Here is a 21848-nt window from a genome sequence, read left to right as displayed (position 1 = left end):
ATTTATATATAGATAATTACAAGACTCCATAAGTTTCTATATAACCTTCAGTTAGATTATATATACATAGGTTTATTCTCCCTACATATGATTATCGGAATAACTGAAGAATTCTTCACCTTAACTATATTTCTTCCATATAAAAAGATTATAATAAAATATAATAAGATTAACACAATATTAATATTCTATAAATTCTATCAATATCCTTTTGATTTTTTAATATAAGCTATAAATGCTGAAATATTTATAACATTAATTAGTAAATTCATAAATAGATTTTATAAAAATAAAATAACCTTCTTTAAATTTAGCAATAAAAGAAGGTTATTTTATGTTATTTAGCTTTTCCATTTAATTCTTTATAAAGCTTCTTAAGAGCTTTTTTTTCAATTCTTGATACATATGATCTTGATATCCCAAGAAGTTTAGCAATTTCTCTCTGTGTTTTACATTTTCCATCTATAAGTCCGTACCGCATTTCAATTATGATTCTTTCTCTTTCCTGTAATACAGTGTAAATTTTATTATATAATTTTTTAACTTGTATCTTATTTTCTACAATATCTGTAATAGAGTCATATTCGCTACTTAAAACATCAATAAGACAAATTTCATTTCCTTCCTTATCTACTCCTATTGGATCCTGAAGATATACTTCTCCCTTAACCTTTTTATTATTCCGGATTAGCATCAAAATTTCATTTTCAATACAGCGAGCTGCATAGGTTGCTAATCTGGTACCTTTATTAACATCAAAGGAATCAATGGCTTTTATGAGTCCTACAGTGCCAATAGAAATCAAGTCATCTATCTCTTTACCTGGATAGGTATATTTCTTTACAATATGTGCAACAAGTCTTAGATTCCTTTCAACAAGGATATTTTTTGCGTCTCCATCTCCGTTTTTAAGTTTTATTAAATATTCCTCTTCTTCCTTCTCATCTAAGGGCTGTGGAAAAGAATTTCCTCCAGTTATATATCCGCTCAGAAAAGATATACTTCCCAATACCTCTAATAGATAATTAATAGGAAACACTAGTTGCTCCTCTCAATAGTGCTTATATTATATTATTCAGATGAAATATAATAGTTTCCTATAATTATTGAATTTTGACTATATATTTTTTCGATGATAATGAGTAATTATAGTATTAGTTAAAAAGAAAAAGGCAGGGAAATAATGCCCTGCTTAATTATTCTTAACATATTTTTTACTTCTTTTTCCTATTCCAAGCATGCATAGCTAGGGATACTGCTATAACTCCATAGGCAACAAATACTCTGAAGTATTCTCCTATTTGTGCATTGTTAAATAATTCTTTTCCTGCCTGTGGTGCCACAATAAATAAGGTATGAAATAGAATAACTCCTATAATAGCCTGCTTATTATTAGCTTTATGAACTGAAGCACCTCCTACAAGTAAAGCGGCAATTGCAAATTGACCAACCTGAGTATGAGCTCCGTATGTTGAAAAGGTTCCAATATTCTGAAGGCAAATTAATTGTCCCCAACAAGCTAAGACTGTAGAAAGGATCATTGCAATTATCCTTGTTCTATCAACATTGATACCTGCAGCATTTGCTACTGTTCTACTTTGACCTACAGTCCTCATATTTTGTCCTAGCCTAGTACTAATAAGCCAGCTGTTAAAAAAACATAGGAGCAATATACAGAGATAGGTCATTACTGGAATCTTTACAGTAATAAGAACAGTAAATATCTCAGGTATATACGTTAACAAGTATATTCCAGCAGCAATAATAATAAAAACTATTGGCTTAATATAGCGTTGTTTTTCCTTATATTTAACAGCATTTATAATTATTTTGGCGATATTAAAGAAGACAACTGCCACCACCCCAAGTTCTACAGCAGTTAATAATACAAGTCTGTCTTTTGATAAAAAATCACCCATAGCCGGTATAAATGTTAAAACTACTAAAGAAACTCCTATTACTATAGGATAAATGCTTTTTATAAGATTTATCTTTTCCTTTTTAATTGTCTTGAAAATAATAGAAATTATAGTAAGTGCTATAAGAACTGCTGCAACGGTTAAAAATATAGTATTAATGGATAAACCATCTAAGGAGTATTTCAGGTTACCTTTTAAGTCTATTGTATTTTTAACTCCAATACCACCATTTATTATTAGGGTAGGATTTGATACAGGAATAATTCCTCCAATAATAAAAAGGAAGAATAATAGATATAGACCTTCTGCAAAATATCCTAATACCATGCCCCCTATCATTTCTGAACCCTTCATTTTGTTGAATAATCTTCCTACCAAAAAGCCAAAGAATATTGCTATCGGTGTAGATATTAGCAAGCATAAAAGGAAACCTTCTATACCAGTAACCCCCCAATAAACCACCCAAAATACAGCAATTTGTGCTGCTATGGCACCAATAACTATACCAAAGTTTAACCCCATGCCAGCTAAAACAGGAATCAAAAGAGATAGAACAAGAAAGGTATTTCTTCCTATTCTTGTAAACAACTCTGCAGCCACAAAGGTCAGAGGCTTGTCCGCTGCAATTATTGCACCTATGCAAAGAAGAACAAATAATATAACTACTTTATTATCGAATAAAATATAGAGCAGTTTTTTCATCTTATTATTCACGTGTATTTCCTCCTCCCGTTTTAGTAAGAGCGTAGAGAATTATACCATTTGATATAATTAAGCGCATTACATCAGATAAGTTTCCCTCTGGTAATATTGAGTTAGCAACGGGTAAGGCAACTGCTAAGAGTCCTTGGTATAAAAATGTTCCTAATATAACGTGAGATATCTTTGCCCTGACTATGCTTGCTCCACCAACTAGAACTGCTGCAACACAATGAAAGCCCATCATTAATGGTGCATTATAAATTTGTATAAAACCATAGCTCTGTGCATAGATTATTATGCCTACAGCTCCTAAAGCAGTAGAAACTACTGTACCAAGAATCCTCATCTTGTTAACATTGATACCTGAAGCCTTCGCAAATACTGGATTAGCACCTGCTGCAGCCATAGCCATACCAGATTTTGATTTTAAGAACAACCATACAATAAAGCAAGTAAAGAAAAAAAACAGTAACAATCCAGTGGGAATATATACTCCACCTATAGAAAAATCTAATGTCCTGTTAAATACTTTGATAAAAGAGCCATCTAAACTGATTGTATTACGAAGACCATCTCCTGAAACAGGCCAAATTAACGTACCGCTTTTAAAAGGTAGTACCAACCACATTATATTCATAAAAGCTATTACAGAAAATCCAACATAGGTGGATACTGTCATTTCAGAGCCTTTTACCTTATTTAAAACCAAGCCATAGAAATATCCCAAAATACTAGAAATTATCAATCCAATTATCATGGCCACTAATACTGCTACCCATGGTCCCATAGGAAAATTTCTTGCTATATCCATTTCTACAACAATAAGTCCACCGAGTATTCCCCCAACTATACCCAAGGTAATTCCGAAATTTAATCCAATTCCGCACTGAACTGCAGGTACCATAGCTAGTACTAATATTCCATACATCCCCCATCTCCTTATAACATCCGAGAATAAACTCGGAAGGTTCATTCCATAACCTGCAGCAATAATAAATAATACAATAAAAAATGCTACTATAATAATTCTAGGCAAGCCAAAGGATTCTAAGGCCTTTTTAAACTTTTCCTTCATTTATATCCCCTCCTCTTGCACTACTTCCTGCCATAGCTAGTCCGAACTCAGCATCTTCTGAATCCGATAATAATATATTTACTAATTTACCTCCAGATATTATACCAATTCTATCACATAATGATCTAAGCTCTACCAGTTCACTAGAAATCATTATTATTGTCATGCCTTCCTCTCGATTAAGTTTAGACAGATATTCCAAAACTAATTTCTTAGCTCCTATGTCTATACCGCGAGTAGGTTCTGAAACTATCAATACCTCTGGTTTTAATGTAAGTGCTCTAGCCAAACAAACCTTCTGCTGGTTCCCCCCAGAAAGACTTCCAGCTTTTTGTTTTGTACTGGTGCATCTAATATCTAAAATTTCCTTCATATGCTCAGCGTGCCTTCTAACCTCAGAGCTATTAATAAGAGTAAAACCTGGGTATTTCTTTAAGAACTTTCCATTGATCTGTATAGCTGAAAAAGCTATGTTATGTTCAATAGATTCATCTAAAAGAAGCCCTACGCCTCTTCTATCTTCAGATACAAAGGCAAGGCTATTTTTTAAGGCCTCTCCTAAGTTATCAAGCTCTAATTTTTTCCCAAATACATTTACTTCACCCGTGGCAGGATAAAGACCGAATATTCCGTTGGGTATTCCTAATTTTCCTTGACCTGCTAAACCTCCAATACCAAAGATTTCTCCCTTTTTTATTTCTAAATCTACACCTTTTACTTTCTCTCCAGGCATATCTACATAGAAATTTTTCACAAACAGGGCTATATTATCTTCTTTTATTACTCTTTTATCTTCTTTCTCATCAACTAATTTTTCTACTTTTCGACCTATCATAAGCTCTGCTATTTCAACAACGCTAGTTTCTTCAATATCCCTTTCTGCTACATACTCCCCATCTCTTAATACAGTAAGACTATCTGCTACTTCCATAACCTCATCAAGCCTATGGGTAATAAAGATAATAGCTATTCCCTTAGAAGCTATGAGTTTCATTGTTTCAAGTAATTTTTCTGCTTCGCTTTCTGTAAGTACTGCAGTAGGTTCATCAAAAACTAGAAGTTTTATCCCTGTCTTATCTATTTCTCTTGCTATTTCTATGAACTGCATATATCCTACTGGAAGCCCTGCTACCTTTGTATATTCATCTATAGTCATACCTATTGTATTTAATGCTTTTCTAGCGTCTGCAGCCATTTTGCGAGTATCCAGCGTTTCTAACTCCTTACTAAAAATCTTACTTATAATTGTAGGATAAGATATTTCTCTTCCAATCTTTATATTCTCAGTTATGTTGAAACCAGGTATTAACATAAATTCCTGATGTACCATTCCAATACCACATTCCATTGCTTTCAGAGGTGTATCTAGTTTCACCTCTTCTCCCATTATCTCTACCTTACCGCTAAAGCCTCCAGTAGAGTGGATTACAGGCATTCCAAACAAAATATTCATGAGTGTTGATTTTCCTGCACCATTTTCACCCATAAGAGCGTGTATCTCTCCAGGTTTAACCTTCAAAGAAACACCTTTTAATACTTTATTGCCATAATACTCCTTCACAATTTTACTCATATTAAGAACATATTGGGTGTTCAATGTTTTCCCCCCTGATTAGTCATATTCTCAAGAAATTCGTCGGCTTATAAGCTTATAAACCGACGAAAGCAATAACTTATTTATTATTAAATTCTAAAAATCATAATAATCACATAAAATCATGTAGAAGTTATCTATAGTTCCTGCAGCCTCATCCTCATAATTGGAAATGGTAGCTTTTCCTTCTCCACCAGCAATTTTGTTTATGATACCAAATAATACTTCTTCATCGAGAGTATCTTTAGTGTTACCCTCACAGAACTCAATGGCATATTCCACTCCAGCCTCTACCATGAGCATATTAACTGCAACATTCCAAGTAGACATTCTTCCTGCATTACCGCCTTCTTCAACCTTAGTTTTGGTCTGCTCAAGCATATAGTCAATATCTCCTTCATGACCGTCTACAGATATATTGAGAGCTGCTGGATAGCCATGATATGGTGATGGACAGCATTGTTGAGGGAATATAGCTCCTTGCTCTAGCACTGACTTAATTAAAGGCTCCTGCATAGAACAGTTAGTAGAGAAAAATGCAGTATCCTTACCATACTTTTCAACCTGACGAGGTACATCTTCTAGAATAAACTGCTGAGCTCCAGATACCCCTGCATCACCTGTTGGGTCTGGGGCGGTAACGTCAACATATTCTATCCCTAATTTCTCACAAGTCTTCATAAAAAGTTCTCTACGGGCTGCTATTGTTGCATAGCTTAAATGACGTGCAAAGGAATAATGAATAAAGGTCTCAGCCCCTTGCTTTTTAGCCTGTTCTATTACAGCTGTACCCATGCCTATTTCATCAACAAGCATTACTATATCAGCTTTACTGGCTATTGTAGCTGGATCTTCGGCAGCAACTCCACAGATAAATAACATATCCGGTCTTGTCTCTCTAACCTTATCTATAGCTGCACTAGCACCAGGAACTGCCTGTACAAATACTATAGCCTTAACCTCTGGATCACTAGAAAGAGCAACTACATTAGATATAGTAGTCTCTGTCTCAGTAGAAAAATTATCAGGATATGTTGCAGTTACAATCATATCGCCATACTTTTTAGCCATTTTTTCAGCTGCTCTGAATTCTTCTTCACCTTGAGAAACGGTTCCAGTGATAATACCGATTTTATAGTTCTCTTCTTCCACCTTATCCGGTGTCTTCTCCTCTCCTCTACAGCCTGCTAAAGTCAACAGCATCATCAAACTTAAAATACCTGTAGCAAATCTCTTCAATATCTTTACCTCCCCTTTTTTGTTAGAATATGTTCTTTATTATATATATGAAACAATATTCTAAACATTCTATTAACTTTTTAATTTCGAATAATACCATCTTACTATATTTATACTTATTTTACAATATATACCATTTAATTTTGTATTATACTCATCATAAATAAAGTAATAATAAAAAGTGCAGGGATAAGGCATTAAAATATACCAAAACCTTGCACTTTGAAGTGTATTTTTACGTTTTTGTTAAAATTCCATTTCTTTTATCCTCTTTAAAATCTCTCTAAACACCGGCCCCGCTGTATTGCTCCCCTGATATTCTATCCCCTCATCCTCGATCATATTAATATCAGGGACCATAACCACCATAGTATAATATTTGCTATCCTTCTTGAAGTAACCAGCAAACCAACCATATTCGTGATTAGTCTTGATTGTTTCTCCAGTTATGGGATCAACTGATTCTACTGGTTTCTCTGCTGTGCCAGTTTTACCGCCTATCTCAACTCCTTCTAAATTAGCAGACGCTCCCGTTCCGTTTATTACAGTGGTTCTCATGTATCCCTTAATTATATCAGCTGTTTCCTTAGATATAACCTTCTCTTTTTTAATAGGAAAGGTCATTACACTTTCACCCTTGTTATTGGTTACATCCTCTATTAACATTGGTTTAATATAATATCCTTCATTTACTATTGCCGATAAGGATGCAGCTACTTGTATTATAGAAGAGTCAATACTGCCGCCAAGGATTAAGCTATATTTATACTTAGAGTTTACTTTTCCCTTAGTTTCTTTATCTAAATTAAGTACTTTATCTAAATAACCCTGCCTCATTGAGAAGTTTTTCAGCTCCTCAGCGGTAAATTCATTGCCCAAATCTACAAAATAAGAATTACAAGATAGATTTATTGCCTTTTCCATGTTAACACGCCCATGACTCTTTCCCTTACAACTGTCGATTCCAGCACAGTAATATTCTGTCTCAGTACTAATTAAGTTATTTTCTAATGCATATTCGGCACTCATAAGCTTGTAGGTAGAACCTGGTGGATATCCATTTTGATCAGCTGCAATATTAATATTAACGTTATAATCATCCTTCTGAGCCATAGCTCTAATTTTACCCGTTTCAGCCTCTATAATAGTAGCTCCAATTTGTTTAAATTTGCTAAAGAGCTCATCTCTTAATACAGACTCTATAGTGTCCTGTAATTCTTTATTAATAGTCAAAGTAACATATGGTAGCTCTGGAACCTTATAGCCTTCCTGCTTTATATAGCCGCTTTTATCTACTTGAACCATGGCTTGAAGAAATTCGTTATTCTCCATATAGCTGTTTAACTTTCTCTCTAAGGAATCCATTTCCTTCAACTCATCATCTGAATTTTTAATATTGGTGAGTATATTGACTATATTGGAATTAGTAATATTATCAATAGCTTCTCTTTTAAATACATATATACCTTTTGTTTTTTTAACTATGGGAAGTAGCTTTTCATATGATTCTGCATTTATTAAGTAATACCTATTTCCAGAATTACCATTTAAGAGGCTGTTAATATCAAAATCCTCTATATTCTCTTTCATTATGTAGTTTATGGTCAATAGCTTATCCATATTATTTTCATAGTTATTAAGCTTAAATAGCCTAATATTAATAACAGCTACGTAATCATAATAGTAACTTTGAAGATATTTTCCATCTGATGATAATACTTGATACTTTAAACTGGATATAGCTTCTCCATAATTGTATTGCTTTTCTGCCATACCTTTGTAGTAATCTCTTTTTATCCACTGAAAATATATAAGTCTAGCTGAAAATATGACAAATAAACCTACTGTAATGATAAATAAAAATTTTATCCTGCTTTTATTTAAATTCCTATACAAAAAAACACCTCCTTTAAGATTATTAACTTAAAGGAAGTGTTTTAATACAGTTAGTTTTATTTTTGTAGAATATGCTTAATATTTGCAGAAATTATATCTATTGCAACTTTGTTATGTCCACCTTCAGGAACAATAAGGTCTGCATATCTTTTCGTTGGTTCTATAAACTGAAGATGCATTGGTCTAACAACAGTCAAATATTGATTTATTACAGAATCTACTGTACGACCTCTTTCATTTATATCTCTAACCAATCTTCTGATTATCCTTACATCAGCATCAGTATCAACGTATATTTTTATATCTAAAAGATTTCTTATCTCCGGGTCAGAAAGAACTAAAATTCCTTCAAGAATAATAATATCTCTTGGTTCTACCTTTACTGTCTCATCTTTTCGAGTATGGACAGAGAAATCATATATTGGCTTTTCTATATCTTTACCCTCTAGGAGTGTCTTTAGATGTGAAACCAAAAGCTCATTATCGAAAGCATCAGGATGATCATAGTTTGTCTTGACTCTTTCATCCATGGATAAATGACTTTGATCCTTATAGTAGGAGTCCTGTTCAATCATAGCTATACAGTCTTCGCTAAATTTGCTGCAAATCTCCTTTGCAACTGTACTTTTACCTGAACCTGTACCTCCTGTTATTCCTATTAAGATAGGCTTCTTCATTTAGTTGCTCCCCCTCTTTTCAATAGTAAGTCCTGGTTTCTTTTCTTTGATCAGCATATCATTTTCTTTTAATTCATTTTCACAGCTTATAGTATATATCATCTGAGCTTGAGGGGTTGAGGAAATTCTCTCTCCACTTATATTCTTTGGTTCTAATATCTTAATTTCAAAACAATCCCCTACAGGTCTAAGGACTTCTACAGTATCACCCTCAAAAACCTTGTTTCTCTGCTCAATGGTAGCAATATGATTTTTTTTATCATAAGACTTCACTACGCCAACTATATCAAAGTCTCTTATATAGCTTGATGTCTCATAAATTTGTTTATTTGTTTCTCCAAAGTAGAATCCAGTATGATACTTTCTATGGGAAACCTTGTTAAGTAAATCCATCCATTTCTTCTGGAACCTATAGTTATCTGGATCTCTGTAATAAGAATCAATAGCTTCTCTATAGGCTTTAACTACAGCTGCAACATAATAAGCACTCTTCATTCTTCCTTCTATCTTAAAGGAATATATACCACTTTCAAATAATTCTGGAATATGCTCTATCATACATAAATCCTTAGAATTCATTATATAGGTGCCATTCTCATCCTCATAAATTGGGTAATATTCACCCGGTCTCTTTTCTTCTACTAGGTAATATTTATATCTGCAAGGCTGTGCACAAGCACCTCTGTTTGCATCTCTACCGGTTAAATAATTTGAAAGAAGACATCTTCCAGAATAAGACATGCACATAGAGCCGTGTACAAAAGCTTCCAAATCACAGCTTTCACTTAAGTTTTCTCTAACTGTCTTGATTTCAGGGAAGGAGAGCTCCCTAGCAAGAACTATCCTCTTTACTCCGTTTTTATGCCAGAACTCCGCAGACTTCCAATTAACATTGTTTGCTTGAGTACTTAAATGAATCTCAAGATCAGGAGCCACTTCTCTAGCAGTAACAATTATAGAAGGATCTGAAACAATTATTGCATCTACATTGGCTTTATGAAGACTTATTATATACTCTTCTAATCCATTTAAATCATTATTATGAGGAAATACATTCATGGTTACATAAACTTGTTTACCTCTATCATGGGCATACTTAACCCCTTCTAATATATCTTCTTCAGTAAAATTATCAGCAAAGGCACGAAGATTTAATCTACTACCGCCCAAATAAACAGCATCTGCTCCAAAATCAATTGCTGTTTTTAACTTTTCTAAATTTCCCGCAGGAGCTAATAGCTCTGGTTTTCTCATGTCTTTATCCTCCTTCTAGTAACTGCTATCCCATCCCCCATGGGAATTACTGAGGTTATCAAGGTAGGATTCGCATTTACTTCATCAAGATACTTTCTCATTCGTTTTACTATTGTTATCTTTCTTCTTTTTATTAATTCATCAGAGGCAACCATTCCTCGAAACAGAACATTGTCAGCTACAATTACACCCTCTTTAGCTAGAAGCCTTAAGCAATGAGGTAAATAATGAATATAATGACCCTGACCTCCATCTAAGAAAATCATATCGAAGGTTCCTTCTAGACTAGCTAATATCTCTAGTGCTTCTCCTTCAAGAATTTTAATGTTCTTGTAGCCGTACCTCACTATATTATCTTTAGCTATAGCTATCATTCTAGAATCCCGTTCTATGGTTAAAATATCAACGTTATTGTCCAAGGACTCACTCATTAATATTGAGGAATAGCCAATTGCCGTTCCTAACTCCAAAATCCTCTTAGGGCGCTGTATAGTTGTAATTAGCTCTAAAAATCTTGAAGTTTCTTTCTGTACTATAGGAATATTATTATCAGCTGCGTAAGCCTCTAATTCTTTTATAACTGGTATATTATCTCTGATTAAACCTCTCAAATAATCTACCATATAATCATAAGTAATACCTTCCATTAATCGTCTCTCCTAATAGCCAAATTCACTTTTCTTTTGTAAGAAATCATTGTAATCATTAGTAAAATAGTGATTACCAGCCTCAGGGTTATACAAATAATATATGTAATTAGTAGTATCAGGCTTTAATGCTGCTTTTATAGCTTCTCTTCCTGGACTTGCAATTGGTCCTATAGGAAGAGTATCTATTATATATGTATTATATGGAGAGATTACTTTCAAATCATCATAAGTCAATATTTCCTTATGCTCTCCTAGGGCATATATAACTGTAGCATCAATCTGTAATTTCATTGGTATTTCTAATCGATTATAGATCACTGATGCTATGGTACTCATCTCTTCTTTGGTTTTGGCTTCTTTCTCTATCATAGAGGCCATAATTATATATCTTTCTATGTCTTCTTTAGGAATCTGGGTATTCTGGTCCTTTGCTATCTCCTGCAAAACCTCTTCGAACCTTGTAAGCATTATTCTAATAATATCCTCAGGAACTGAGTCTTTTTTAAACTCATAGGTATCAGGAAATAAAAATCCTTCTAGATTATATTTTTTCTCTGTTGATAAAGTAATATACTCAGGTATTGGATATCCCTTAACAGCATTAATAAATTCATCATAGGTACTAAGTCCATTTTCTTCTAAGGTTTTTGCAATTTTTTCTACATCGAAGCCTTCCGGTATAGTTACTCTTATACTATTTTCTTTTTCATTTCCTTGCGAAATAATATTAAGGAAAGACGCCAAATTATCTTTAGTAGAAATTTCATAGGTACCTGGTTTAATATTACCATCTATGTTGTTTAATTTAATATAGATTTTTATCAATGCTGTATTTTTTATTTTACCTTCTTCTTTTAATGACCCTAAAAGTTTGTACAGGGTATCTTCTTTTTCAATAGTAATTAAAACCTTCTCTTCATCACTAGAGAAAGGATTATTAACTACGGTGTTGTAGTAAAATATTCCTCCAGCTAAAGCTATAAGAAAAAAAACTAGAATAATAGTTATGACCTTCTTACCCATAATTTCCTCCCCAAAAAAGAATTATTGTTTATTTCTAGATACTACTCTTTTTCTCTCAGTGCTATCAAGGATTCTTTTTCTCATTCTAATATTCTTAGGAGTCACCTCTACTAGCTCATCGGACTTAATATAATCCAAGCATTGCTCTAGAGAAAACTTGTTTACTGGACTGAGTCTTAAGGAGTCATCGGATCCTGAAGCTCTTGTATTTGATAAATGCTTTCTTTTACATACATTTACCTCAATATCCTCGGCTCTTGAACATTCGCCAGCAATCATACCAGAGTATACTGGAGTTCCTGGTTCTATAAATAGGGTACCTCTTTCTTGTGCATTATACAAGCCATATGTAATAGCTTCTCCACTTTCAAATACAACTAAAGAACCTCTGCTTCTTTGTGATATATCACCCTTATAATCTTCATATCCGTGGAAAATATGATTCATTATACCGTTACCTCTTGTATCAGTCATAAATTCATTTCTGAATCCTATTAATCCCCTGGAAGGAACTATAAATTCAAGTCTGGTGTAGCCGTTAACCGCAGAGGTCATATTTACCATTTCAGCTTTTCTTGGTCCTAGCTTTTCCATAACTGGTCCCATAAATTCTTCTGGCACATCAATGGTAAGATATTCCATAGGCTCTTTTTTCTTACCATCTTCATTTTTAAATATTACCGTTGGCTTAGAAACCTGGAATTCATAGCCCTCTCTTCTCATAGTTTCTATTAATATGGACAGGTGAAGCTCACCTCTACCACTGACCTCAAAACAATCGGGAGAAAGCTCTTTAACTCTCAAACTAACATTAGTTTCAAGCTCCTTCATCAATCTGTCTCTTAAATGTCTAGAGGTAACAAAATCTCCTTCTTTTCCTGCGAAGGGAGAATCATTAACCATAAAATTCATATTTAAGGTTGGCTCATCTATATTAACAAAAGGTAGAGCTTCAGGGCAGGAAGCATCTGCTACTGTATCACCAATATTAGAGTCCCCCAATCCACTAATAGCTACTATATCACCTAAAGCAGCCTCCTCTGTTTCTACTCTTTTAAGTCCATCATAAACATATAGATTAGAAACCTTAGTATTAATCTGCTTTCCTTCATTATTAAGAAGTACTACTTGAGAATTTTTTCTAACACGGCCGCGTTCAATTTTTCCAATTGCTATCTTTCCTACATATTCATTAGAATCTAAGGTGGTTACAAGCATTTGGAAGGGTTCATCTATATATCCCTTTGGCGGTGCTACATTTTCAAGTATTGTCTCAAATAAAGGAATCATATCATTGTTTTCATCATCAACTTCCATTCTTGCAAAGCCTTCTCTAGCTGATGCATACACTATTGGAAAGTCAAGCTGCTCATCGGATGCTCCAAGCTCCACGAAGAGGTCGAAAACTTCATCAATAACATTCATAGGACGTGCATCTTTTTTATCTATTTTATTTATAACAACTATTGGTAAAAGATCTAGCTCAAGAGCCTTCCTTAAAACAAACTTTGTTTGAGGCATTGGACCTTCGTATGAGTCAACAACTAGTAAAACGGAATCTACCATTTTAAGAACACGTTCAACCTCACCACCAAAATCTGCATGTCCAGGTGTATCAACAATATTAATTCTGATATCCTTGTAGTGTATTGCAGTATTCTTGGATAATATAGTTATTCCTCTCTCTTTTTCAAGGTCATTTGAATCCATGACTCTTTCATCAACCTTCTCGTTAACTCTAAAAACATTACTCTGCCTTAACATAGCATCCACAAGGGTAGTCTTACCATGGTCTACATGGGCAATAATTGCAATGTTTCTTATATCCTTACGTATATATAATTCCATTTCTTTTCCTCCGATTGTTTACTTTAAAAAAAATTGGATACATAGGTATCCAATTTAAATAACCATAACTATTCTAAGCTTTGAATGCTTAAAAGTCAATATTTCACTACTTATTAATTAGATTTCCATGATAATTGGTAATATCATTGGTTTTCTCTTTGTTTTTTCATACAAGAAAATTCTTAGAGCTTCTTTAATTTTTGATTTTAGTGTCGACCAATCTCTAATGCCCTTATCTTCACATTCCTTTAAGGTTTGCTTAACTATCTCTTTGGCATTATCCATGAGATCCTCTGACTCCCTTACATATACAAAGCCCCTGGATATGATGTCTGGTCCTGCTATAACACTGCTGCTTTCCTTTTCAATAGTAACAACAACTGTTAATATACCATCCTGGGATAGGTGCTTTCTGTCTCTAAGTACAACGTTACCTACATCTCCTACTCCGTATCCATCAACAAAAACATTTCCTGATACTACCGTACCATTTTTTCTTAGCATGTCTCTTCCCACTTCTATCACATCACCATTTTCAGGGATTAATACATTTTCAGGCTTAAGACCCATCTTTATTGCTAATTCTGTATGCTGCTTAAGATGTCTATATTCACCGTGTACAGGGATAAAATACTTAGGCTTCACTAAAGCATGCATTAGCTTTAATTCTTCTTGACAAGCATGACCTGATACATGAACATCTGCTAAGGCTTCGTATACAACCTCTGCACCTTTTTTAAATAGCTGATTAATTACCTTTGATATGAGCTTTTCATTACCTGGTATTGGTGAAGCAGAAATAATTACTAAGTCTCCAGGACTAATAGATATCTTTTTATGATCATTATTAGAAATTCTTGATAGGGCAGACATTGTCTCTCCCTGACTTCCTGTAGTTATAATGACAGATTTCTCTGGTGGATATTTGTTGATAGCATCAACACTTATCAAGGTATCCTTTTCTAGCTCTAGGTATCCAAGCTCTAAGGCAACATTGACATTGTTCTCCATGCTTCTTCCGGATACAGCCACCTTCCTGCCATATTTGTGAGCAGCAGTAATTATTTGTTGTAGCCTATGGATATTAGAAGCAAAGGTAGCTACCAATATTCTGCCTGTAGTTTGAGAGAAAATATTTTCAAAGGTTACTCCCACGGTGCTTTCAGACATGGTATATCCAGGTCTTTCAACATTTGTGCTATCTGCTAATAGAAGTAAAACTCCTTTTCTACCTAATTCAGCAAATCTAGCTAAGTCTATAATTTCTCCATCGATAGGTGTATAATCCACCTTAAAATCTCCTGTATGGATTATTACTCCTAATGGTGTATGTATAGCTATAGCAACAGAATCTGCTATACTATGGTTTGTTTTAATGAATTCAACAGACATATATTGAAGTTTAACGATGTCTCTTGGAGCAACAATTTTCAGTTCTACTGAACTTAAAAGCCCATGCTCCTTTAACTTATTCCCCACTAAGCCTAAAGTTAACTTAGTTCCATAAACTGGTACATTTAGCTGTTTCAGAAAATATGGTAATGCACCTATATGGTCCTCATGTCCATGGGTCAGAAAAATTCCTTTTACTTTTTCTTTGTTTTTTATTAAATAGCTGATATCAGGTATTACAATATCAATTCCGTACATATCCTCATCAGGAAATGCAAGTCCGCAATCAATAACTATAATTTCTTCTTTATATTCGAAGGCAGTAAGATTTTTTCCAATTTCGTTTATTCCGCCTAAAGGAATTACTTTTACTTTACCTTTTTCTCTTTTCATCAGCATCCCTCCTTATATTTTATTATTTTTCTGACGAACATTTTTAATTTTCCGTTTTACACTTGCTGCAGGTACCAAAAAACTTAACGCTATGGTCCATTATTTTAAAATCATATTGAGTTTCTATAATGTTTTCTATATTTTCTAGAAGATCTTCCTCAACCTCAATAACGTCTCCACAATTGCTGCAAACTAAATGATGATGTCTATGATTTTCATTTTCATGTACTAATTCATATCTTGCACAGCCATCTTCTAAGTCAAGTCTATATATTATTCCCATTTCCTCTAATAATAATACAGTTCTATAGACTGTAGCAAGACCTATCTCTGGGCACTGTTCTTTAACATCATCGTAAATTTCTTCCACGGTAAGATGCTTACCTTCATTCTGAAGAAAACCATTTAATATAGCTCTTCTTTGAGGAGTTAATTTATATCCCCTCTGTTTTAAGTTTTCTTTTAATTTCTGTATATCTTCTATGGATAAATTTGACATAGGTTTACCTCTACTAATTTAATTCACTATCAGAAAAGATAGTGCTATATGCTTCTGCTACCATAGCAAATTCTTCTTCATCTTCAACAGTAGCTAACATTTCATTACCTTCGCTATCTGTTACTATTTTAAGAGCAATTGCATCTCCTTCTTCATCATCAATAGGTGTTACAATAAAATACTCTTCATCTTCAATGTCAAGCTTAGTTATCACTTCAAACTCAGTTTCAACACCATTTTCATCCTGAAGAACTATTGTTTCGATATCATTGTTCATTTAATTTTACCTCCTCTTTTCTAGATTTAATTTATCTAAATATCCTTGTAGTATGTAAACAGCAGCTAGCTTATCTACGATTTTACTTCTCTTCTCTCTAGATAAATCAGCTTCCAGCATCGCTCTGTGAGCTGCAACGGTTGTGAGCCTCTCATCCCAAAAAACCACCTCTATCTGAAGCTTATTTTTAAGATAATTACAATATTTTATGACCTTCTCTCCTTGTGGACCTATAGAGCCATTCATATTTTTAGGCATCCCTGAAACAATAAGCTGAGAATTATATAAGTCTACATACTTTTTAATTTCAGCTGTATCCTTCTCTTTATTTTTTCTATGTATAGTAGTTATACCCTGCGCGGTAAGGCCCAGAGGATCGCTTACGGAGACACCTATGGTTTTGTCTCCAATGTCTAAACCTATTATTCTCATGATTACTCCCTTTACTTAAATAAAAAGTGCCTTATGGGCACTTTTCATTTATTTGATTTCCAAATAAGCTTTAATTACCTCTTCAAGGATTTCATCTCTTTCTAACTTTCTAACCAAGGCTCTTGCACCTTTATGGTTAGTTATATATGTTGGATCTCCAGAGATTAGGTATCCTACAAGCTGATTAACAGGATTATACCCTTTTTCACTCAAAGCTTCATATACTTCAGTTATAATTGACTTTGTCAGCTCTTTTTTATTACTTGAAAAATCAAAATGCATAGTGTTTTCATTAATACCCATATATGCGCTGCCTAAGATAGTTAAGCAGCTTCACCCCCTTGCTAATATTTTGAAAGCAAAGATTAGTTTATCATTATTATTATCTATATTCTAACTCAATATACAAGCAATATTAAATATCTAACTTTATTATAGAACAAATTGCGTAAAAAGTATACTAATTAATAATACTTTTCAATAAACTCTTTAATTTATCAATTGCTTCCTGTGCTTTGTTTGGTAATTTCCCACCAGCTTGAGCCATATCTGGTCTTCCACCGCCGCCGCCGCCAGCAACAGCAGCTACTTCTTTAATTATTTTTCCACAATGTACTCCTCTTGAGACTAAGTTCTTTGATGCCATAGCAACAAAGCTCACCTTATCTTCTGAAGTACCAGCTAAAAGTACCAATATATCTCCACCCTTATCTCTAAGCTTTTCTGCCAGCTCTCTTAAAGAATTGGTGTCGATATCTTCAAGCTTATAGGAAATAAATTTAATTCCATTTACTTCTTCTGCACTGTTTAAAATTTCTTCTTCTAAACCAGAAACCATTTTTTGTTTCAGCTCATGAATTTCTTTTTCCTTGTCCTTGAGCTCACTTACTAAATTGTTAAGCTTATTAACAAAGTCTTTTTCATTACTTTTAATAATATCCGCAGCATTACTTAATAAGCTGAGCTTATTTTCAATATATTCTATAGCATTAAAGCCAGTCAAAGCTTCGATTCGTCTTACTCCAGCAGCTACACCAGTTTCAGATAGTATTTTAAACAATCCTATTTCTCCGGAGTTTCTAACATGGGTACCACCACATAGCTCCTTACTATAACAGCCTGCTGACACAACTCTTACTTTATCAGAATACTTTTCATTAAATAATGCCATGGCTCCAGCTTCCTTAGCCTCAGTTAAAGTCATTTCTTCAGTAGCAACCTCGTAAGCCTTCATTATTTCCGTATTAACTATCTTTTCTATCTTCGTAAGCTCTTCTATGGTTAAGGAAGAGAAATGAGTAAAGTCAAATCTTAATCTATCCTCACCAACATAGGAGCCTGCCTGATTTACATGATCTCCTAATACATCCTTTAAGGCCTTATGAAGCAAATGTGTAGCTGTATGATTCTTACATATATTGCTTCTTCTATCACTGTCTACTGTAAGGAGAACCTTATCCTCTACGCTAAAGCTTCCTTCCAGCATCTTTACTAGATGAATTATTTTTCCTGAAGCATTCTTCTTACAATCTACAACCTGAGCCTTGCCTTTATCTGATGTTATATAGCCTCTATCGCCTACCTGTCCTCCCATTTCAGCATAGAAAGGAGTATCTAGAGTTATAATAAAGCCTTCCTCTCCTGCAGATATTTTATCAGAGAAATCCTCCAGACCTGAAGATATAACAGCTATTTGTGATTCACCCTTGAGATGATCATAACCAACAAAGGATGTGTTTAAGTCCTTGTCAATTTTATTTATGATTCCATCCTCTGAACCCATATAATTGGATTCTCCTCTGGCACTTCTAGCTCTATTCCTTTGTTCTTCCATCTCTTTATTGAAATCCTCCACATTAAGGGACATAGATTTTTCTTCGAGGATTTCTTGAGTTAACTCTAGTGGGAAGCCATAAGTATCATATAGCTTAAATGCCTTTTCTCCTGGAAGAACTTTTTCATTTTTCTCTTCCATCTCATTTATATAATCATTTAAAATCATCATACCTGAATCAATAGTTTCATTAAACTTAGCTTCCTCAATTGAAACAACTTTTAGGATATAATCCTTCTTTTCCTTTAATTCAGGATAAGCTCCCTGATAATTTTCTATTACACTTTCTACAACCTTAGTAAGAAATGCTTCCTTAATTCCTAAAAGCCTGCCATGTCTTGCAGCTCTTCTCAGCAATCTTCTAAGAACATAGCCTCTACCTTCATTAGAAGGTAGCACTCCATCGGATATAAGCATAGTAAAGCCCTTGGTATGATCTGTGATAATTCGTAAGGAGATATCAGACTTAGAGGAAGCACCATAGGAAACCCCTGCAATATCACTAATCTTGTTTAGTATATTTTTCACTGTATCTATTTCAAATATATTATTTACTCCCTGCATAATGGTAGCTATTCTTTCCAGACCCATACCTGTGTCAATATTAGGATTTGGCAGCCTATTGTAATTTCCTTCACTGTCCTTATCAAACTGAGTAAATACTAGATTCCAAAATTCAATAATCTGGTCTTTATCTGAGGCTTCTAGAAACTCTTCTACAGTATTTACCTTATGTCCTATACGGTCATAATGAATCTCTGAAGAAGGGCCACAAGGACCTTCGCCTATTTCCCAGAAGTTATCCTCTTTACCTAACCTGAATATCCTACCTGGCTCGATATCAGTATTGTTAACCCAATAATCATAAGCTTCATCGTCATCAAGATAGATAGTAACATATAATCTATCCTTAGAGATTTTTAATACCTCCGTTACAAATTCCCAGCCCCATATTATAGCTTCCTTTTTGAAATAGTCACCAAAAGAAAAGTTTCCAAGCATCTCGAAAAAGGTACCATGCCTTGAGGTTTTACCCACATTTTCTATATCCCCAGTTCTGATACATTTTTGACAGGTTGTCATCCTATTTCGTGGTGGTGTTTTTATCCCTGTAAAATAAGGCTTTAAAGGTGCCATTCCAGCATTTATTAACAACAAACTATTGTCATCCTTAGGAACCAAGGAAAAACTATCTAATCTTAAATGATTTTTGCTTTCAAAAAATCTTAAATAGGCTTCTCTAATTTCATTTGCACCCATAGATTTCATCATATATCCCTCCGTTAATTTAAAATATAAAAAGCCCTCATCCCTAAACAAGGGACGAAGGCATGCTCCGCGGTACCACCCTAATTATGTATTTAAACATCACTTTATCATTATTAAACTCCAAGATAGCTTCAATATGCTTAATAAGAAGTTTTCACCAACCACTTCCTCTCTGTATACGCTACATATCTACTCATTCTCTTCATTGTTTAATTATTAATTTATAGTGAAAATTATATGACAAGAAAGATTTTATGTCAATAATAGAAGCAATTTATTTTATATTATTTATTCCATATACTTAGTTGTTAGCTTCTCATAAATAATCAAAATAGATGATAATTAATATCCTCATATATTACCTTAACAATTACAGCCGCAGGTACTGCTAATACCATTCCTATAAAACCACCGAGCTGTTGACCAAGTAAAAGCAGAAGTATAATCATTACTGGATGGATGCTTATACTATCTCCAACTAGCTTAGGAGATAGTAAATCTCCCTCAATCTGCTGAATTGCAAACATTAAAACTGCTGTCCATATTGCCTTTTCCGTAGACTGTATAAGTGCGAATAAAACCGCTGGAATAGCACCAATAATTGGGCCAAAATAAGGAATAATATTGAGCACTGCATTAAATAATGAGAGCCATAATGGAAAATCCACACGTAAAAATACAAGGGCAATAAAGGTTAGAACACCAATAATAAATGATAGAATCAGCTGGGAAAACACATATCTCGATAGTACTTTATCTGCATCTCTAGCTATATTTTTAAGTAGCTGTCTTTCCTTTCCGGGAAGTATTAATAAAAGCTTCTTAGCTATAAATTCTCCATCACTTATAAGATAATAGGTTAAAACAGGTATCAAAGCTAATTTAATAAGCATACTGCCTAAGCCTAATAATATATCAATTAGGTTTTGGGAGAAATCAATCACCATGGTATTTAAAGCATCATATATATGGGACGTATTGTTATTAATAAAGCCTATATTATTTAGATTTAACTTCCCTACAAGGCTTTCTAATACTGTTTCACCCTCATAGATAATCTTTTCTAAATTCAAGCTTTCTTTAAATAATATAGGAATAAAAAAAGTGATTATTCCTATCACAATTATTATAATTGATAGTATTATACCAAAGGCTGCAAGCTTTTTATTTATGCCTTTATTTACTAAAAATCTATGAAATGGTCTAAATACATAAGCCAATATATATGATGATAAAATTATTTGAATCAGCTCTCTTAGAACCACTGAATTAATATAAAGAATTAATAATAGTATTATCATTATAGGTATCAACAAAGCAACAAAGATTCTTTTTATTATTCCTTTAGTACTAATTCTCACAGTTAATACCCCCATCATTTTTGTGAGGCATAGAATAAAGCTTAATTTTACTATCTGTCTCAAAGAAGAGCATATAATCCTCTCCTAAAATACACTTTCTTGGGATGAGAATGCTTTTACCATCAATAAGCTTATGAATAAGTCCAGAGGAAATAAGAATCCCCTTAATCTCATAGGTTTTCCTTTCAATTATAATATCTTCAATTACGCCCATGAGTATCCCTCTACTGTTATAAACCTCTAAGTCTCTAATCTCCCTAAAGGGAATGAAAGCTTCTTTATTAAATGAAGTGGCTATCATGAGCTTATCTACTGTGACTATATTTTCTACTAGAACCTGCTGACTCTTTTTAAATAAATTCAGGGATGATACTGAAAAGCCTGTAACTAAATTATTATGAAAATCTATAAGAACATCATTAATATATCCTAATGTTTTTCCTTTTACATTTACAACTTTCATGTACTGGAAGTCTTTAGCTCTATACATATAACCCTCCCTTCTCTACTTTAG

At 33.6% G+C, this 21848-nt stretch carries 19 protein-coding genes and 1 other annotated feature; all 19 genes read right to left on the bottom strand.

What is annotated here, in order from left to right; genetic code table 11:
* Positions 1-337: 337 nt before the first annotated feature.
* Entirely contained in the window at positions 338-1039 is a 702-nt protein-coding gene (gene sigK, locus ACPWSR_RS16195) for an RNA polymerase sporulation sigma factor SigK (protein WP_426349263.1), read from the bottom strand.
* A 175-nt stretch (positions 1040-1214) separates the two neighbouring features.
* Entirely contained in the window at positions 1215-2633 is a 1419-nt protein-coding gene (locus tag ACPWSR_RS16190; protein ID WP_426349262.1) for an ABC transporter permease subunit, read from the bottom strand.
* Positions 2626-3696: an ABC transporter permease subunit gene (locus tag ACPWSR_RS16185; RefSeq protein WP_426349261.1), complete on the bottom strand. Its 1071-nt coding sequence runs from the start codon at positions 3694-3696 to the stop codon at positions 2626-2628. The genes ACPWSR_RS16190 and ACPWSR_RS16185 overlap by 8 nt, the downstream gene beginning before the upstream one ends.
* Positions 3680-5269 carry a sugar ABC transporter ATP-binding protein gene (locus ACPWSR_RS16180; protein ID WP_426349260.1) on the bottom strand — a complete coding sequence of 530 codons (1590 nt, stop codon included), beginning with the start codon at positions 5267-5269 and terminating at the stop codon, positions 3680-3682. The genes ACPWSR_RS16185 and ACPWSR_RS16180 overlap by 17 nt, the downstream gene beginning before the upstream one ends.
* 117 nt (positions 5270-5386) lie before the next feature.
* Complete coding sequence (locus ACPWSR_RS16175; RefSeq protein WP_426349259.1) at positions 5387-6529, bottom strand: DUF3798 domain-containing protein; 1143 nt, start codon at positions 6527-6529, stop codon at positions 5387-5389.
* Between the two features lie 246 nt (positions 6530-6775).
* The gene (locus tag ACPWSR_RS16170; RefSeq protein WP_426349258.1) at positions 6776-8425 is read right to left on the bottom strand and encodes a penicillin-binding transpeptidase domain-containing protein; all 1650 of its coding nucleotides are present in this window, start codon (positions 8423-8425) and stop codon (positions 6776-6778) included.
* 56 nt (positions 8426-8481) lie between these two features.
* Positions 8482-9102: a uridine kinase gene (udk, locus tag ACPWSR_RS16165; protein WP_426349257.1), complete on the bottom strand. Its 621-nt coding sequence runs from the start codon at positions 9100-9102 to the stop codon at positions 8482-8484.
* Positions 9103-10356: a peptidase U32 family protein gene (locus tag ACPWSR_RS16160; RefSeq protein ID WP_426349256.1), complete on the bottom strand. Its 1254-nt coding sequence runs from the start codon at positions 10354-10356 to the stop codon at positions 9103-9105.
* Positions 10353-11003, bottom strand: a complete 651-nt coding sequence (locus ACPWSR_RS16155; protein WP_426349255.1) for an O-methyltransferase — start codon at positions 11001-11003, stop codon at positions 10353-10355. Before ACPWSR_RS16155 ends, ACPWSR_RS16160 begins: the two co-directional genes overlap by 4 nt.
* 12 nt (positions 11004-11015) lie before the next feature.
* Positions 11016-12029, bottom strand: coding sequence for an endolytic transglycosylase MltG (gene mltG, locus ACPWSR_RS16150; RefSeq protein WP_426349254.1), 1014 nt, complete (start codon positions 12027-12029; stop codon positions 11016-11018).
* Positions 12030-12050: 21 nt separating this feature from the next.
* Positions 12051-13877 (bottom strand): translational GTPase TypA, encoded by a 1827-nt coding sequence (gene typA / locus ACPWSR_RS16145; protein WP_426349253.1) that lies wholly within the window; start codon positions 13875-13877, stop codon positions 12051-12053.
* A gap of 117 nt (positions 13878-13994) precedes the next feature.
* Positions 13995-15662, bottom strand: a complete 1668-nt coding sequence (locus ACPWSR_RS16140) for a ribonuclease J (RefSeq protein ID WP_426349252.1) — start codon at positions 15660-15662, stop codon at positions 13995-13997.
* 43 nt (positions 15663-15705) lie between these two features.
* Positions 15706-16161 (bottom strand): Fur family transcriptional regulator, encoded by a 456-nt coding sequence (locus ACPWSR_RS16135; protein ID WP_426349251.1) that lies wholly within the window; start codon positions 16159-16161, stop codon positions 15706-15708.
* A gap of 13 nt (positions 16162-16174) precedes the next feature.
* Positions 16175-16438 (bottom strand): DUF1292 domain-containing protein, encoded by a 264-nt coding sequence (locus ACPWSR_RS16130; RefSeq protein ID WP_426349250.1) that lies wholly within the window; start codon positions 16436-16438, stop codon positions 16175-16177.
* A 6-nt stretch (positions 16439-16444) separates the two neighbouring features.
* Positions 16445-16870, bottom strand: coding sequence for a Holliday junction resolvase RuvX (ruvX, locus tag ACPWSR_RS16125; protein ID WP_426349249.1), 426 nt, complete (start codon positions 16868-16870; stop codon positions 16445-16447).
* Positions 16871-16918: 48 nt separating this feature from the next.
* Positions 16919-17173, bottom strand: coding sequence for an IreB family regulatory phosphoprotein (locus tag ACPWSR_RS16120; RefSeq protein ID WP_426349248.1), 255 nt, complete (start codon positions 17171-17173; stop codon positions 16919-16921).
* 157 nt (positions 17174-17330) lie between these two features.
* Positions 17331-19976: an alanine--tRNA ligase gene (gene alaS, locus ACPWSR_RS16115; RefSeq protein WP_426349247.1), complete on the bottom strand. Its 2646-nt coding sequence runs from the start codon at positions 19974-19976 to the stop codon at positions 17331-17333.
* A gap of 44 nt (positions 19977-20020) precedes the next feature.
* Positions 20021-20188 (bottom strand) — a binding site (T-box leader).
* Positions 20189-20299: 111 nt separating this feature from the next.
* Positions 20300-21334: an AI-2E family transporter gene (locus ACPWSR_RS16110; RefSeq protein WP_426349246.1), complete on the bottom strand. Its 1035-nt coding sequence runs from the start codon at positions 21332-21334 to the stop codon at positions 20300-20302.
* On the bottom strand, positions 21324-21824 hold the full coding sequence (locus tag ACPWSR_RS16105; RefSeq protein ID WP_426349245.1) for a PRC-barrel domain-containing protein: 501 nt from the start codon (positions 21822-21824) through the stop codon (positions 21324-21326). The genes ACPWSR_RS16110 and ACPWSR_RS16105 overlap by 11 nt, the downstream gene beginning before the upstream one ends.
* Positions 21825-21848 lie beyond the last annotated feature (24 nt).

The organism is Alloiococcus sp. CFN-8 (genome assembly GCF_049943125.1).
Taxonomy (GTDB): Bacteria; Bacillota; Clostridia; order Clostridiales; family Clostridiaceae; genus JAEXZL01.
The sequence above is the reverse complement of the archived record's forward strand: the minus strand, read 5'-3'. Positions and strand labels throughout refer to the sequence as shown.

Excerpts from the sequence above, each read along its gene's own strand:
- ACPWSR_RS16130 (WP_426349250.1), bottom strand. The coding sequence starts at position 16,438 with ATGAACAATGATATCGAAACAATAGTTCTTCAGGATGAAAATGGTGTT.
- ACPWSR_RS16120 (WP_426349248.1), bottom strand. The coding sequence starts at position 17,173 with ATGGGTATTAATGAAAACACTATGCATTTTGATTTTTCAAGTAATAAA.
- ACPWSR_RS16155 (WP_426349255.1), bottom strand. The coding sequence starts at position 11,003 with ATGGAAGGTATTACTTATGATTATATGGTAGATTATTTGAGAGGTTTA.
- udk (WP_426349257.1), bottom strand. The coding sequence starts at position 9,102 with ATGAAGAAGCCTATCTTAATAGGAATAACAGGAGGTACAGGTTCAGGT.
- ACPWSR_RS16185 (WP_426349261.1), bottom strand. The coding sequence starts at position 3,696 with ATGAAGGAAAAGTTTAAAAAGGCCTTAGAATCCTTTGGCTTGCCTAGA.
- alaS (WP_426349247.1), bottom strand. The coding sequence starts at position 19,976 with ATGATGAAATCTATGGGTGCAAATGAAATTAGAGAAGCCTATTTAAGA.
- ACPWSR_RS16140 (WP_426349252.1), bottom strand. The coding sequence starts at position 15,662 with ATGAAAAGAGAAAAAGGTAAAGTAAAAGTAATTCCTTTAGGCGGAATA.
- ACPWSR_RS16105 (WP_426349245.1), bottom strand. The coding sequence starts at position 21,824 with ATGTATAGAGCTAAAGACTTCCAGTACATGAAAGTTGTAAATGTAAAA.
- mltG (WP_426349254.1), bottom strand. The coding sequence starts at position 12,029 with ATGGGTAAGAAGGTCATAACTATTATTCTAGTTTTTTTTCTTATAGCT.
- ACPWSR_RS16135 (WP_426349251.1), bottom strand. The coding sequence starts at position 16,161 with ATGTCAAATTTATCCATAGAAGATATACAGAAATTAAAAGAAAACTTA.
- ACPWSR_RS16180 (WP_426349260.1), bottom strand. The coding sequence starts at position 5,269 with ATGAGTAAAATTGTGAAGGAGTATTATGGCAATAAAGTATTAAAAGGT.
- ruvX (WP_426349249.1), bottom strand. The coding sequence starts at position 16,870 with ATGAGAATAATAGGTTTAGACATTGGAGACAAAACCATAGGTGTCTCC.
- typA (WP_426349253.1), bottom strand. The coding sequence starts at position 13,877 with ATGGAATTATATATACGTAAGGATATAAGAAACATTGCAATTATTGCC.
- ACPWSR_RS16160 (WP_426349256.1), bottom strand. The coding sequence starts at position 10,356 with ATGAGAAAACCAGAGCTATTAGCTCCTGCGGGAAATTTAGAAAAGTTA.